The sequence below is a fragment of the Bradyrhizobium sp. PMVTL-01 genome, assembly GCF_051861855.1.
Lineage (GTDB): Bacteria > Pseudomonadota > Alphaproteobacteria > Rhizobiales > Xanthobacteraceae > Bradyrhizobium.
The window spans coordinates 385,123-399,151 of sequence record NZ_CP193983.1 but is presented as its reverse complement, the minus strand read 5'-3'; the positions used below and the strand labels follow the sequence as shown (position 1 = coordinate 399,151).

Sequence of the window (14,029 nt, the reverse complement as noted above, 5' to 3'; positions counted from 1 at the left end):
GCAACCTCTTTCGCGATGGCGTGTTCTCGACCAAAGCCAAGGAGGCGAGCATATGAAGAACAAGGCCAATCCTCAAAATGCTGGATCAACCTCGCGGACCCAGATGCAAGCGAGCAATCCGAGGATGCTCAATCCCGGAGATGAAGCCGCCCCCGGAACAACAGGCACTGGCGAAGACGTGTGCCCGGATTGTAATGGGAAGGGCCGCATCAACGGCTCGCCCTGTCCTAACTGTGGCGGCAGCGGCACGATCACCCGAGCGGTTGGCGGCGCCTGATGCGCCCAGTGTAAAGATACGGCGTATCTCGATGTTGGTGACCTAGTGGTCCGCCTGGCGCGGGGGTGGCGGCATGCCCCAGCGCATCAGCGTCATCTCGCTCCCTGCGTCGGTGTTGCGGATCACTGGAGCCGCATAGTCTGGAAGCACGCCGGGGAGGCTATGTTGCCTGGCTCAACGAAAGCGGATTGCCCATTGTCAAGATCGGGATTGAGATTGGTGGTCTCGCCCGCTGGCTGTACAGCGAACTGCGTGCTGCCGGCCTATACGCGGTCTGCATCGATCCCCGAAGACTGCGTGGCGTGACTAAGACAATGCCGATTAAGACCGATCGAAATGACGCTCGCGCTATTGCACAGGTAATGCGGGTCGGCTGGTACACCGTCGTTCATATCAAGGGTGACCTGAGCCAGGAGCTACGAATGCTTCTCAACAAATCGCAAAACGCTTCTGATCAAGCAGATCGATATCGAGAATGAAATTCGCGGCGTCTTACGCGTCTTCGGCTTAAAACTGTCTGGTCGTATATCTCAAGTGACGTTTGAGCAGCAAACTAATGAACTCACAGATGGCCATCCACGAATCGCGGCGATGCTGCGCCCAATGCTTGTGGCTCGAGCCGCGCTGCGTGAACAGTACGGCGTCCTCCACAAGATGGTACTCGAGATAGTACGCCGCGAACCGACATGTCAGCGGCTCATGACAGGCGTTGGTGCGCTGACGGCAATCACGTTTCTAACAACCATTGATGACCCGGATCGCTTTCAACGCTCCCGCGACGTTGGCGCGCATCTCGGCCTCACACCACGCAAATACGCATCTGGGGAAACCGATCGGAATGGCGCTATTTCGAGGTGCGGCGATGTGATGCTCAGAACCATACTTTATCAGGCCGCGCTTGCGCTTCTAACCCGCACCCAGCGTTGGTCCGCATTGAAAGCCTGGGGTGTAAGGGTGGCCAAGCGACGCGACCTTCGCCGAGCGGTCGTGGCAGTCGCACGAAAATTAGCGATCGTGATGCATCGGATCTGGGCAGATGGAAGCGAGTTCCGGTGGACCCGCGAGGAGGCGACCGCATGGTCAATTAGCAATTCAGCGGATCCGCCGAAAAGGCGGGACGACGTCCTGCGAGGACGAGGTCGGGATGCTGCAACCTCTGTGCCTGCAGCACGCGCCTAATAGATAGCAGCTCCCGATCTTCGGACTACCATCGTGAGGCGGCTATGAACGTCGACCTCGTAGACAAGAGCGAGCCTCGCAGGCTGTCGGTAACGAGCTGAACCCTTGTGCCAGCAACCGCAATCAGACAAGAGGTTGCACACCGTCTAGGTTATCGCCTCAATTCGCACCCTTGCACGGGAACACTTTGATGCTCGCGTACAAAATGACAACACCGAACGGGAGATCACCGTTCTCTGGAGTTTCTTCGATGTTACGTCTGAGCATGTCCGCGATCTGGGCTCCGGTCAACGCGAGCCTGCCCGGAGGGCAATACAGGGGTGTCCCCTTGCGGGCGACCAAGTACGAGTTTGCCCACGCTAGGCCGTTTTGGTTTGAAGAGAGTACCGTCTCAAGAAACTGGCGATGACTCGGGCTCGATGCATCATATTGCCTCAGCAATTCAACGACGTTCATTTCTGCTATTGCCGGGACGGAGCCGAGACAAATGCTTGCCAGAAAGGGCTCCATATCGAATGGCATCTTAGATGGGCTAGAAAATAACTTCGACATCGATAGGATCATCCTGCGTTTGTTGAGTAGGTGTCATCGCTCCCCCGGCCACCAGTGCGACGGCGGATCACTCGCGCGCTGATCTTGGTGGCGCGCCGTGCGACCAGATGGCTGCGCTTGTACGGATAGCTGCGAACCTCCGAGCAGTCCCTTGCAGCGCATGCAGCGCTCAAGCACATGGATCGGCGTCGCTTCGGTCGTCTCATCACGACATCATTATTTCTTGACGCAGGCATCAACGGCGAAAGCGCATTGCTCACCAGCCGTCAGCAATCCTGACCTTGATAGTTAACAGCACTTACTAGCCCGTTACCGCGCCACACGTCTTCCCGTTCGTCGCCGCTTCACGGGAGCGATATAGGAAGCCCGGCTGATGGTGGGCAACGCGATCCGTATGATGTGCCGCGCGCCGAAATCCCGTGCGGGCTGTCACTTCGGCGCGGAGATTGGTCTTCGGTCTCAACTCGAAGGGCTACGCGCCGACAGTTGCAGATTGGACTTTCGATCAGCACACGATGAAGGGCGATGGGCCGTGGCCTCGATCACTTCCGCGAGCACGGCGCGCGGCTCGTGCCGCCCGCGACGATGATGACGCCTTCGAGGACGAAACCTATCGGCTGTGGGCGCTCAAGCAGCGTGGCAACCGATCGTCTCGCACCACTGCGTGACCAGAACTGCGGTGGCGCGAAATAACAAATAAAAGGCGAAAATTCACAAGAGATTTGCACCAGGTCCTTCCTAATATCACTGACTGCTGCATCGTGCAGTCTGCGGGGTTACGGCAGTCATTTCGAACTGATCGGCAGCGACCTCAATGTCGAGATGGCTCCCAGTGTTGATCTGATGCAGTTCGACAAGGGGCAGATGGTCATCGTGGCTTCCTGCCGCTGCAAGTGGCAACACCACCAATGACGCGGGCGTCCGGGTCATCTGGTCATCGAACGAAGCTATAACTGATGATGTTCACCGCAGCGACCGTCGTCCACCTGATCGGCGACCCCTGCCTGAAGCTCTACCGCGCCAAGGGCAAAGGCTATTGGTATTTCGAATTTGACGGCCACGGGCTGTTAGATACCAAGATCGTGCTGACGGAACGGCTCAACGACCTACCGCTCCATGCATGGGTGAACGAGGGCAGGACATTCGCCGCCGCGACGCGGGCGAAGATCGAGTGGTGACGGTCGCAGGAGCAAGCAGTGATCGACAGGCCCACGCAGCCCGAACTTCCGCCGGAGGTCCGCGCGCATTCATGGAGGATATGCGCGCCTACTATGCCGAGCCCCGGGAATTCGTGATGCAAAATATCCTCGCGCCGGGCCGTCCGGCGGTCCCCGCGCCGGGTCCGGGGTTCATAGGACCCTGACGACCGATGCGGAGGGTCGCCATCGTTCCACGGTCCCCGCCAGCATCGAGGCGACCGTATCCTCGACCTCTCGGCTGAACTTGCTGGGCTTTTTTGCTGTGCTCTTGCCGCTATGCTCTTGCCGGTGCCCTTCAGGCGTCCGCCCTGGGGGCGCGGAGGTTTTGAAGGCGCCTTGAAAGCCCTCAAGATCGCGGCTGATGGTTGCTTGGTTCAGCCGCTGCGATCAAATCCCTCCAACTTGGGGGATTTGGAGCTGCCCGTTTCCGGCTCGAATTCGACATTCACCGCCAGCAGCTATGACTAACATCGGCCTTGTTAGTCGCGCGCGCGTCATCGTCATCGCCATCAAGCGGCCAGCCTCACGACGACAGCAGGCAAGCAAGGCAGCGCCATCACGATCACGACCACGCGCAACCCTCATCACGACGCGGACAGGCGACCGATAGCGGACAGCATCACCTCATCGCGTCATCACCACGTCGAGCGCGCCGCGTCACCGAACAGACGGTGCAGTTGTGTGCGGCGACCGAAGCAAAGCCAAGTTTAAGGGTCAGTGATAGTAGCGCCGACTTTGCCGACAGAGTAGGTTCTGCCGGGGGCGGCCCGCTCGGGGGACAAGATGAACCGTCAGATGCAGATGCGAGTGGGCGAATTTAGAACCGACAACGAGAAGGATGCGTGGCAACAGGGCTACATCTCTTCCATCGAAGTGTTGATGGACCTGCATCAGGACTTGCCTGAAAACCTGCAGGGTGCCTTATGCGCTGGTTGGTGGTGCGCTTTCGAAGACGCAACAAAACGCCGTCGATGATCGACTGGGATCGACAGCAACGCCCATCACATCGAGCAAGCGACATCGAGAGCAGCGCGCCCATCACTGACCGCGTCACCACGACAGGCGACGGGTCGGCAGGCACCGCACGCCGGGAGCGGCAGGCGTCGAGGCCGCAGGAAGGCCATAGAGCGCACCGGGCAGGCCGCGCCCGCGCGACGGCAAGGCCGCAGGAAGGGCCGCACAGCGCAGGCCACAAGGGCACGGGGACCGGACCCGCGCCGGCCATCGGCGGGGAACCCCGCGGAAGGGACACTATGCGGACACCAGTTTCCGTTTCCCCATTGCGTCAATCGGTTAGATAGAACCTCATCTTCCCACAAGGGGAAGTATCAATTGATAAATCCTCTCGGCGATCCGGCGACACCAGCGCCGCTGAGTTGGTCGGGAGCCTTCGGCTTAAGCGTAGCGGCTAACGGGGAGCAGGATCGTGGGTATCGCTCGCCCGTGCCAAAGTCATGCGCAAGAGCGCCATAAGCTGCTGGCTTACCTTCCTATCAAACCCCAAAGTACGATCAGGTAATAAGCCGCTACGGCAGCGATCACGTTGATCGCGACTATGAGCAATATGTCGATTGGGATGATCGGTTTCGGCCTATCCATCGCGTTCTCGCAATGGACGTAATCCTAGCTGTAGGGAGGAGCTATCGCCGTTCAAAAATGAACGTCGAGGTGAGTTCCTTGGCTACTGTTGCGTTAGCGCCTCACAGGGTTCCAACCACATGAGTGGAGGTGGATCGCGTCTATCCTCGGCCGTTGCTTGCCAGGCAGCTACAGCGAAATAGGCAGTAAGCGCCAAAGCGAGAGCAGTTAAGACAGAGCCGAACTGGGGCATCGGCCGGCATCCCCCTGAGATCATTTCCGCAGAGAAGCACCTTCATTTTGAATAGGCACGACTGAAGGCTGCAAATCTATAGGTTTGCCCGCGCAATCCACAGGCAGGTGTCGGGCGACGAAGAAAGCGCGGAACAATGATGCACCGCTTCGAATTCCTCGGTAGGTTGGTACTGATCGGGGAGACCGTTGGAGCAAGATCACACGAAGGAGACCCGTGGCACAACCGGGCCCAATGAGTGGCGTTTTCTTACAATCGCAGCTAGTGCCATCGCTGATCAACTTGCGGAGCCGACCGCTTTCAACTAGCTCGTCTGAACCATTCCCCGATGGTTGGTGGGCATCGCCCTAGCGACGGGCCGAAAAGCCGGCACAGTGCCAGGCGGATGAGAAGTAAGAAACATTCCATCCAGGAGCCTCGATCAGCAACTAGCACTACTTTGGCAGATTTGGTTTGTGCTGTGGTTTTTCACGGATTTGTCTTCTGCAGTGCGGGCATCGCTGCGATGGCGGCCGGAGAATGAGATCGACGATGGCGTGGCGTACGGCGGGCATGGTTGGTTGAGGCGGAGGCCCATTGATTCTTTTTTTTCCGTCCCGCATGTGCGAGGCGACGGTGCTGCAAGAAGGCGTAGGCAATCATTGTCATCAGGGCGTGGCGATGAAGACCCTGCCATGATCGCCCTTCGAAGTGATCAAGCCCAAGCTCCTCCTTCAACTGCTGATGCGCCTGCTCACAAATCCATCTTGCCTTGATGGTGGCGGCCAGTGTGCGCAGATCCGTCGCCGCAGGGAGGTTGGCGAGATAGTATTTCTTCTCCCCTGAGGCACGCTGCTCGCCAATGAGCCAAGCTTCGTCGCCCGGGAGATGCTGCTGACCCTTATCCCAGATTCGCTGCGGAGGGCCGTCGGCGGTGCGGACACGGAGAGCAGCAAATCGGGCTTTCAGCCGACCTTTCGTCCCGCTGCGCCAACTCACGGTTTTCCATTTGGCGCTGGCCAGCATGTGTTCTGCCGCAATCGATAAGATATCCGGCACGTGGTGCTTTCGTGGTTTCCCGCGGACTTTGGTAATCGGCCAAATGAGCTTCACATCAACCGGATACACCTTGAGGTGCCGAGGGATGCCGACGGCCCAGGCCAATCCGCGTTCTGTTAGCCCTTGTCGAAATGGTGCGCTGAGCCCGTATCCTGCATCCGCCAGCACACATCCAAAGCGCACGTTGGCTGCCATCGCTCGATCAACCTCAGCCAAAGCGATTTCTGGCTTGGATCTTGCCGTTCGGTGTTCGATCGGCACCCGAGCACGCATCAAACGAGACACATTGCCTGTCCAACTCTCGGGCAGAAAGAGACGCAATGCGACCATCACGGGCACTTCGCCGCGCGCAAGGGTCAGCGACACCAGCGTTTGGCAATTTGCCGTTTTGCCAAGAGAGGACGCATATTGAGCCGCGACACCAACCGAGCGTTCGCCCTTTTTCGGCATTGCGGTGTCATCAATGACTAATACCGCATCCTTGCCGCCGACAAGCCGATCCGCCTGGTTGAGCAGCTCAGATTCCAGCGGTGATGCGTCCCAGACACCGTCGGCGATGAAATGGTGCAGCTGATCGTAGTTGCCGGTTGCAAGGCGTTCTGCCATCGGCTGAACGCTCTTGCGATCGCCCGGGCCGATCAATCCCGCAACGTACAGGGGACACATCCGCTGCCGGGCCTTATGACCCAACCGGTCCAGGAACGGCTTCAGCCAGCGTTCGAGTTCCTCTTCCCATTCCGCCGTGGTCAGCCCTCCAAGAGCCGACCACCCATGAATCATTGAAAAATCGATTCGGGAATCCTAATAAAGAGCCCAAATCCAACAATCTGCCAAACTAGTGCTAGGCCAGGAGACCAGAAACTCGGCGGAACACGTCGGGGGGAACGTAGGTAGCGCTCCCCCGCTACCAAGATTCCATCGGAATATCAGTTCGTTAGCAAAATCGTCCTCGCAGACTACTGTCCCCGTAGCACATCGGTAGCGCGGTTGTGCCGAGTCAGGCGGCAAACGAATCCTTGCTGAGGTAGATTGCATTCGAAAATCCTGCAGGCGTTGCTGATGCCGCTCTTCAAGGATTCACGCAGGCGGCTAGTCCCAGGTATCTCAGGGATTCGTCGTCGGGGCTCGATGCCGAGCGTACGTTGAGTTTGAATCCTTCTCGCTCCGCCACCCCACCAAAATCATCCCGTACTTGGAGCTGCAGGCAGGCCAGAAACTCGGCCGTTTTCCTGCTTTTCTGCGGGCGGAGAACTCCCATCCGTCATTCAAAATGGGCTTGAATGAAGCCGGAGAACCGAATTTTTCTCCGAATCTTGGAACTCCGAAGATTGGTCTAGCACGGCATTTCTCGGAAAATCGACCGGCTTGGTTGCGCGACGGTTTGGTTTCCTCTCGCACAACCGGAAAAGGCTTTTCGTCGCTTCGACTTGGCCTCCGGGCTCCAGATATCCAAGTCGCCTGTTCGGAATGGCGGAAAGTCTCCGGCGGTATTCCAAACATTGCCGTTTCGCAGAGACGATTGGCGGAGACCGGTTCGATCACGGCTGCCACCCGATGAGTCCAGGGCTACCCACTGATAAGGTTTTGAGAGTTTGCTTATCAGTTCGTGTTTTGCCCGGGGTCGTGTCCCCTGCGGTGGTGTAGCTCGGTAGAGCAAAGCCGCCCGGGCCGTTCACAAATGATAGTAGAGGCGAGTTCCTCGTCTACTGTTGCGTCAGCGCCTCAGTTGATTCCCACATCACTGGAGCCGCATCGTGGCGATCCTCAGCAGTCGCTTGCCAAGCAGCTACGGCAAAGTAGGCGGTAAGCGCCAGGGCAAGAGCAGTTAATACAGAGCCGAGCTGGGTCATCGGTCGGCACCCTCCTGACACTTATTCTTCCACACAGAGAAGCACCTGCGCCTGTAAGTCCACACGCCTGAAGGCTGCAAATCTATAGGTTTGCTCGCAATCCACAGGGAAGTACCGAAGCGACAAAGTAAGCGCGGAGCAATCAGGTACTTCTTCGAGTTGCTCGATAGGGTGATACTGATCGGCGAGACCGTTGGAGCAGATCACAAGACCCGCGGCACAACCGGGTTCGACGAGTGGTGTTTTCTACAATCGCGGCCAGTCCCCTCGCTTCGCGAAGCCGGCAGCCTTCAACAATAAAATCGTGCGCGCTAGTCCGTTTTCCATTCCCCGAAGCGTGATGGGCATCACCGGAGACCAAGGGCGATCAGCTCGGAACGTTGCCATAGACGATCGCCTTAGTGCGAACCTCCAGCGGCATCGTAAGCACCTCGCAAATTATCGATCGCTAGCGTCTCGGAATGAGCGCGAGCTACTGCCGGTCGTGGGTGTGGAAAGAGCGAAGAGGGGGACGCTTGTAGTGTTGCCGGCGCTCTATTCGAGGTTCGCTAGAAGAGCGGTGGTTGAGCGGGCAAAGGCAGGAAGCGACATGCAACGGGCGGCCGAATAATTGGTCGCCCAGTTAACCTGACCTTTCTGCTGCAATTCTATCGAGACGTAGCCGATGTCGATGATCAGTGAGCAGGCGTGCGCCTCCCAAGACGGCCGCCAGCGTCCCTAGTCCGGTCCCGCCGGCGATCAGGAACATGATCAGCAATTGATATTTGACCGCGTCGACGGGTTCGACGCCCGCAAGGATCTGGCCGGTCATCATCCCGGGCAGGGAAACGAGGCCTATCGCCGCCATGCTGTTCATGATGGGCATGAAGCCGCTTCTCAACGCGTCCCGTATCACTGGGAGCAGGGCTTGGTGTCGGGTGCCCCCGAGCGCAAGACAGGCTTCCACGCCGGCTCGTTCGCGCACCAGGCTGTTCGTCAACACGTCCAGGCCCAGGCTTATCCCTGTCATGGTGTTGCCCAGCATCATGCCCAGCAAAGGTAGCGCGTAGCGGGGGTGATACCACGGATCTGGACGTAGCTCCGTCAGAAGTGCGAACATCGTGACGGTACCGGCGGCGAGCAGTGTGCATCCGGTGCCCAGACCGTACTTCCAGACGCCCGCAAGGCGCCGCTTCTGCCGCGCGACGATCTCCCGCGAGGCGAAGAGCACCATGATCAGGGCGGCGAGAGCGGTCCAGAGCGGCGACACCGCGGCAAACAGAAACGTCAGCACGTATCCGACGAGGACGAGCTGGACCACCATGCGCACGGTCGCAATAGCCAATTGCTTCTCAAGCTTGAGACGGAGAACAAGCGAGAAGAGGCCGTCCATGACCACAAGGAGCGCGGGTAGGACGAGGTCGCCGTACGAAAGCTGGATGTAGGTCACGGTCGACTTTCCTCGATCCCGCCGTCGGGCCTCATCACAAAAATCCTAGTCCCGACCCGGCGGGCTTGGACGCCGTCGTGGGTGGTCCAGAGGACGCTCGTTCCATCCGAGATGCGTTCGGCAATCACACCTTCCACCGCCGCAACAGCTGCCGGGTCGAGGGCCGAGGTCGGCTCGTCCAGCAGAAGTACCCGCGACCGCAGCATGAGCGCCCGCGCAAGTCCCAACCGCAATCTTTCGCCGGTCGAAAGTCTTTGGATCGACCACGCTCCGCAGGCGTCCGGCAACCCCAGGCGCGCGACCAGCGGAAGGGCAGCCTCCCAGGCCGCGAAGTGCTCTTGCACGGTGTCGGACCACCAGCCCGGCTCGGCGGCGAGGTAGGTCACCCGCCTTCGCCAGGCCGGTGCGGGCATCGCCTCCCTGAGCATGCCGTCCAGCTTGACTGTTCCTTCGTTAGGATCGAGATCCGCGATGGAGCGGAGTAGTAAAGTCTTCCCGACTCCGGAAGCCCCCTGCAGGGCGACGCATTCGCCGTCCTGCAGGTCGAATGACACGGAGAGGTGCAGTCGCTTGAGCCCTCTGACTGTCAGCATGCGTCAGAGCTTAAGCTGCAGTCGGTCGGCAACCCGCCTGGCGATTTCCGCCGGCGCCTGCTCCGGGTAGGGATGCACCGAGCTGACGTTGATCTCACCGAGCACGTAGCTGTCGCTCCCATGGGCTTGGACGGGGCCGAGCATGAAGTCAGCGTCCCAGATCGCGGGCAGGTCGCCTCGCGCGATGTCCAGCAACGAGGTCAGCTGCGGCGTCCATTTGTTTTCCATTAACTGCCGGAGCCGCTGGAAGCGCGGGTCTGCGTTCGACGTGTAGAGCCGCGGTCCGGCCTCCGAACGCGCCGCCGGCGAGTCGACCAGCGCTTTGACCTTGTGATGGCCAAAGCCGGCGCAGCGGTCGCCTGCCATGTAGCAGCGGACCACGCCCTCGCTCAAGCGAGGCTGGAATGCCTGGTCGATTACGCTGCCGTTCTCGAAATACTCCGAGCAGCGACGCGCGAAATCATCCAGCGGCAGTTCCTCGGGCGCGTCCTTGGTCGCGTCCAGCACCCTGATCATGGGGGAGGTCGGCAGCTTCTCGACCTTCCAGACACCTTGGCCGCCGTTGCCCCGGCTGCGCTTGATCACGCGCGGACCGGCGGCCAGCCGGTTCGGCAGCTCGGCGCGCATCGCCTCGGCGGTTTGATACAGCGCCGTGTCTGATCCCCAACCCATTGAGCGGGTGCGATAGAGGACCTCCTTGGTGCCCATCTTGAGGATGACATCCGGATGAGCGCTCACCCACACGCCCTGCGCAGCTAGGTCGCGTAGCAGGGCATCGAGACCGGCGCGGTTCCGGCCGTCTTGAATCGGATTGACCCAGACGAGCACGCCATCCACTGCGAGCAATTCTTCGCGGACCGCGTCGGCAAAGCTTTCGTCGTAGATCGCTGGGCGCGCCTCGACGCCGACGGCGGCGAGCGCCTCGAAGACGTCGACGAAGCGGCCGTTTCTTGAGGTCGCGTCTCGACGCGCGGCGGCGTCTCCTCGGGAGAGAATGGCGACGGTACGTCGGGGAGAGGGGTATCGTTCGGTATCCATGCGCAAGCTCCACGTGTTGCGTGCTGCGCAGAACTTGGACCGAAGTCTCACGGGGAGTCTGCCGACCCCGTGCAACCGACACTATGCGAGATCGGGTCCGGGTTTCAAGAGGGCCCCAGTTGTTCCTTTGGACTGGCGCCAAATCGCCGATCGCGAGCCGCAATCCGGGTTGTCAAAGCGCTCAGCAAGCTATTTGTCGGTTCTCGGGCGGTGCACCGGTCACGAGCGGCTTGCCAAATACCGAAGGTATGAGGTCATCGAGAAACAGCAGAATCTGAGCACGGAAGCCCGGACTGTTTCCTCCCGCGTGGTTCATGGGAAGAATGATTTCGGCCGAGGCTTGCCACGTGACCGCGACATAGGCGACGCCGGGGTTGGCGGTAGCGACTGTCTTTTGGCCGCGAGGGCTATCGAACCTGAACTCGACCAAGGGCACCCACTGGTTCAACGGCTTTTCCTTGGGCGGGCCACCGTCGAAGCGTCGGGTCAGGTAAAGTGTGCTGTATTGGATGGAGAAATCCCAGTGCAGGGTTTGCACGGCCGGAGACGAGACGTTCAGAAACGTGCCCGTAGCGAGGTTCGGCGCAAGCGCCCGACCACCTTGTCCAACGGGCTCTTCGTCGACAACGGCGCCCGTGATGGCGAAAGGCCGGAGCCAGGAAAGCGAGTCAGGTAGATCACCGAATCCCTTGCCGAAGGTTACGCCAGCCTGGATCGTGTTCGGAGCGTCGGCGCCAACACCCACAGCGCCAGAGTGAGCAATGCCCCAAGCAAGGCTCACTGAAGCCAGCGCTTCGTGCTTGTTGTCGCGATAGGCTTCGTACTTGAGGCCGAGACTGGTCTTATCGAAACCGGACGTGTGTCCGATTGGCCATTTCTGGTGGATCGATGCGCTATCGAGCGTGGCTGCAAGTGTGGGTGTTAGCAAACGCGCGAAGGACCAGTTGATACGATTCTCCAGCGCATTGCTGTCTTGGGTTGGATAGCTGAGGTATGAAAAGTTGGGCACGATCGCCTCGTCGGCGACCGCTGGGTCGTCAAAAGTCATGGTGCCGTCAAAATAGCGATTGCCGGCGATGCCGTGGGCTTGGGCGGACTGCGTCCAGACCGAAAGGGCCGCGATAGCAAGAATCGAGGCGTACTTCCTCATGTTGTAGCTCACCGATCGCACTGTCATCCGGCCGCACGATAACGCGGAAGGATTGACTGGCCAAATCTCGGACGACGCTTGATTGCGGCCGCCGCTGAACGGCGGTCACTAACCGGGCCTCATCGCCATCGTTGTCGTTGTTCTCGAGTTTGTTCCATTCGTCGGTGAAATCTGGGCGATGATTTCTTTTCACCCTCCCGCTGCACGCCGTTGACAGCCTCGCCATCCGGGCCTTAATTCGGGCGACGGGGATTTGCGATCTCCCCGCGAGGCGTCATGCCCAAGAATCGCGTCCTGATCACCAAGGGCGCAGCATGTCCGCATCGTACACCTCTATTTCCCCCGCTAAACTGTCTCGATTGGAAGGCACGGCGGCCGCGCCGACGCTCATCGATGTGGGCATCGACCAAGGCTCTTCGGCCGACCCGCGCATGATTCCCGGCGCCGTGCGGCGCTCGCATCTCGACGTCCAGGATTGGGCTGCCCGCGTGACGGGTCAATCCGTCGTCGTGGTCTGTCACAAATCGCAAGAAGCTAGGAGAAGCATGGCGGCCGGGCTCTGTTGCAAGTTGAACGGGGTCTCCAGTTCTGCGACGCGATGCACCGATGGTGCCGTGCCGCGACCAAGGAGTTGCGCAACTGGCCGACCAACAAGGGCAGGTGAGGCCGAAGGCCTGATGACCTCTGGGGCAGGGACAAACCAGGAGATGAGTTATGCGAACATCCACGATCTATCGGGCAGCCCTCTTCGTAGCACTTGCGGTGGGTTTCTCGCCTGCCCACGCCCTCACCCAAGAAGAGTTGGTCGCCAAGATTCAGGCGGCCGGCTACTCGCAGGTGAAAGACGTCAAGTCGACGGCAGAAGGCACGACCGCCAAGGCGATGAAGAACGGCAAGCCGGTGACGCTTGTCGTCGACAGCAGCGGCCAGATCAAAGAGCGAAACTGAGTTCGAGGAGCAGTACGATGAAAATGACAATTCACGCGCTGATCGCGCTCGGCGCATGCATCCTGGCACCTGCTTTCGGCTTTTTCGTTTCGCCGGCGCGTGCGCAAAGCGTCGACTGGCAGAAGGTCGACGAGACACTGGGGCGGAAGGCTGCCGTCTCGGGCGAAGTGCACCGTTACGGCTTTCCCCGCACCGATCTGTCCGTGACGCTGGACGGCGTGGCGATCAAGCCGGCGCTGGCACTCGGTGGCTGGGTCGCATTCAAGCCGGCGCATGGCGGCGCCATAGTCATGGGCGACCTTGTGTTGCTTGAGACCGAGATCAATCCTGTGATGGCGAAGATGATCGCGAGCGGTCTTGAGATTACCGCCGTGCACAATCATCTGCTGCGCGCGAGCCCGGCGACCTTTTACATGCATGTCGCCGGCCACGGGGACCCCGTCAAGCTAGCCTCGGCGATCCACGATGCTCTGGCTGAGAGCAAGACGTCGCTGACGGTCGCAGCGCCGGCAAACCCGCCGCCAGCGGTCGATCTCGACACGGCGAAACTCGACCAGATCATCGGCGTCAAGGGGCAGGCCAATGGCGGCGTCTACCAGTTCAACGTGAAGCGTCGCGATCCGATCATGCAAGATGGCATGCCATTGGCTCCCGTCGGCCCGATGGGCGTTGCGATCGGCATCAACTTCCAGCCGACGGGGGGAGGGAAGGCGGCTATCACGGGCGACTTCGTGCTGACGGGCGACGAGGTGAACCCGGTCATCCTGGCCCTGCGGACGCACGGCATCGAGGTCACGGCGCTTCACAGCCATATGCTGGATGAGCAGCCGCGGCTCTTCTTCATGCATTTCTGGGCGAACGACGACGCCGTCAAGCTGGCCGAGGGCTTGCGTGCGGCGCTCGACAAGACGGCAAGCACGAAAAGCTGACAAGGGAAGACCGAGC

The 14,029-nt window shown here is 60.0% G+C and carries 13 protein-coding genes; 7 read left to right on the top strand and 6 right to left on the bottom strand.

Features of this window, described 5'->3' with window-relative positions; genetic code table 11:
* The first annotated feature begins 52 nt into the window (after positions 1-52).
* From ACRQ5Q_RS42770 to ACRQ5Q_RS42750, 5 genes are all read left to right on the top strand, one after another.
* Positions 53-277: a hypothetical protein gene (locus tag ACRQ5Q_RS42770; protein ID WP_439400282.1), complete on the top strand. Its 225-nt coding sequence runs from the start codon at positions 53-55 to the stop codon at positions 275-277.
* 188 nt (positions 278-465) lie between these two features.
* A complete protein-coding gene (locus ACRQ5Q_RS42765) occupies positions 466-756 on the top strand; it encodes an IS110 family transposase (protein WP_439400281.1) in 291 nt (96 codons plus the stop codon).
* Positions 757-868: 112 nt separating this feature from the next.
* On the top strand, positions 869-1,456 hold the full coding sequence (locus ACRQ5Q_RS42760; RefSeq protein WP_439400526.1) for a transposase: 588 nt from the start codon (positions 869-871) through the stop codon (positions 1,454-1,456).
* 1,508 nt (positions 1,457-2,964) lie between these two features.
* Positions 2,965-3,186 carry a hypothetical protein gene (locus ACRQ5Q_RS42755; protein ID WP_439400280.1) on the top strand — a complete coding sequence of 74 codons (222 nt, stop codon included), beginning with the start codon at positions 2,965-2,967 and terminating at the stop codon, positions 3,184-3,186.
* A gap of 804 nt (positions 3,187-3,990) precedes the next feature.
* Positions 3,991-4,182 carry a hypothetical protein gene (locus tag ACRQ5Q_RS42750; protein WP_439400279.1) on the top strand — a complete coding sequence of 64 codons (192 nt, stop codon included), beginning with the start codon at positions 3,991-3,993 and terminating at the stop codon, positions 4,180-4,182.
* A 1,324-nt stretch (positions 4,183-5,506) separates the two neighbouring features.
* Here the strand turns inward: ACRQ5Q_RS42750 and ACRQ5Q_RS42745 are convergent.
* From ACRQ5Q_RS42745 to ACRQ5Q_RS42720, 6 genes are all read right to left on the bottom strand, one after another.
* The gene (locus ACRQ5Q_RS42745; protein WP_439400278.1) at positions 5,507-6,856 is read right to left on the bottom strand and encodes an IS701 family transposase; all 1,350 of its coding nucleotides are present in this window, start codon (positions 6,854-6,856) and stop codon (positions 5,507-5,509) included.
* A gap of 923 nt (positions 6,857-7,779) precedes the next feature.
* Positions 7,780-7,926 (bottom strand): hypothetical protein, encoded by a 147-nt coding sequence (locus tag ACRQ5Q_RS42740; RefSeq protein WP_439400277.1) that lies wholly within the window; start codon positions 7,924-7,926, stop codon positions 7,780-7,782.
* Between the two features lie 622 nt (positions 7,927-8,548).
* On the bottom strand, positions 8,549-9,355 hold the full coding sequence (locus tag ACRQ5Q_RS42735) for an ABC transporter permease (RefSeq protein WP_439400276.1): 807 nt from the start codon (positions 9,353-9,355) through the stop codon (positions 8,549-8,551).
* Positions 9,352-9,948, bottom strand: a complete 597-nt coding sequence (locus ACRQ5Q_RS42730) for an ABC transporter ATP-binding protein (protein ID WP_439400275.1) — start codon at positions 9,946-9,948, stop codon at positions 9,352-9,354. Before ACRQ5Q_RS42730 ends, ACRQ5Q_RS42735 begins: the two co-directional genes overlap by 4 nt.
* Before the next feature lie 3 nt (positions 9,949-9,951).
* The gene (locus ACRQ5Q_RS42725) at positions 9,952-10,986 is read right to left on the bottom strand and encodes a Cj0069 family protein (RefSeq protein WP_439400274.1); all 1,035 of its coding nucleotides are present in this window, start codon (positions 10,984-10,986) and stop codon (positions 9,952-9,954) included.
* A gap of 181 nt (positions 10,987-11,167) precedes the next feature.
* A complete protein-coding gene (locus ACRQ5Q_RS42720) occupies positions 11,168-12,136 on the bottom strand; it encodes a hypothetical protein (RefSeq protein WP_439400273.1) in 969 nt (322 codons plus the stop codon).
* A gap of 714 nt (positions 12,137-12,850) precedes the next feature.
* Between ACRQ5Q_RS42720 and ACRQ5Q_RS42715 the strand changes: the two genes are divergently transcribed.
* Positions 12,851-13,084, top strand: coding sequence for a hypothetical protein (locus ACRQ5Q_RS42715; protein WP_439400272.1), 234 nt, complete (start codon positions 12,851-12,853; stop codon positions 13,082-13,084).
* 17 nt (positions 13,085-13,101) lie between these two features.
* A complete protein-coding gene (locus ACRQ5Q_RS42710) occupies positions 13,102-14,013 on the top strand; it encodes a DUF1259 domain-containing protein (protein WP_439400271.1) in 912 nt (303 codons plus the stop codon).
* The last annotated feature ends 16 nt before the right edge of the window (positions 14,014-14,029 follow it).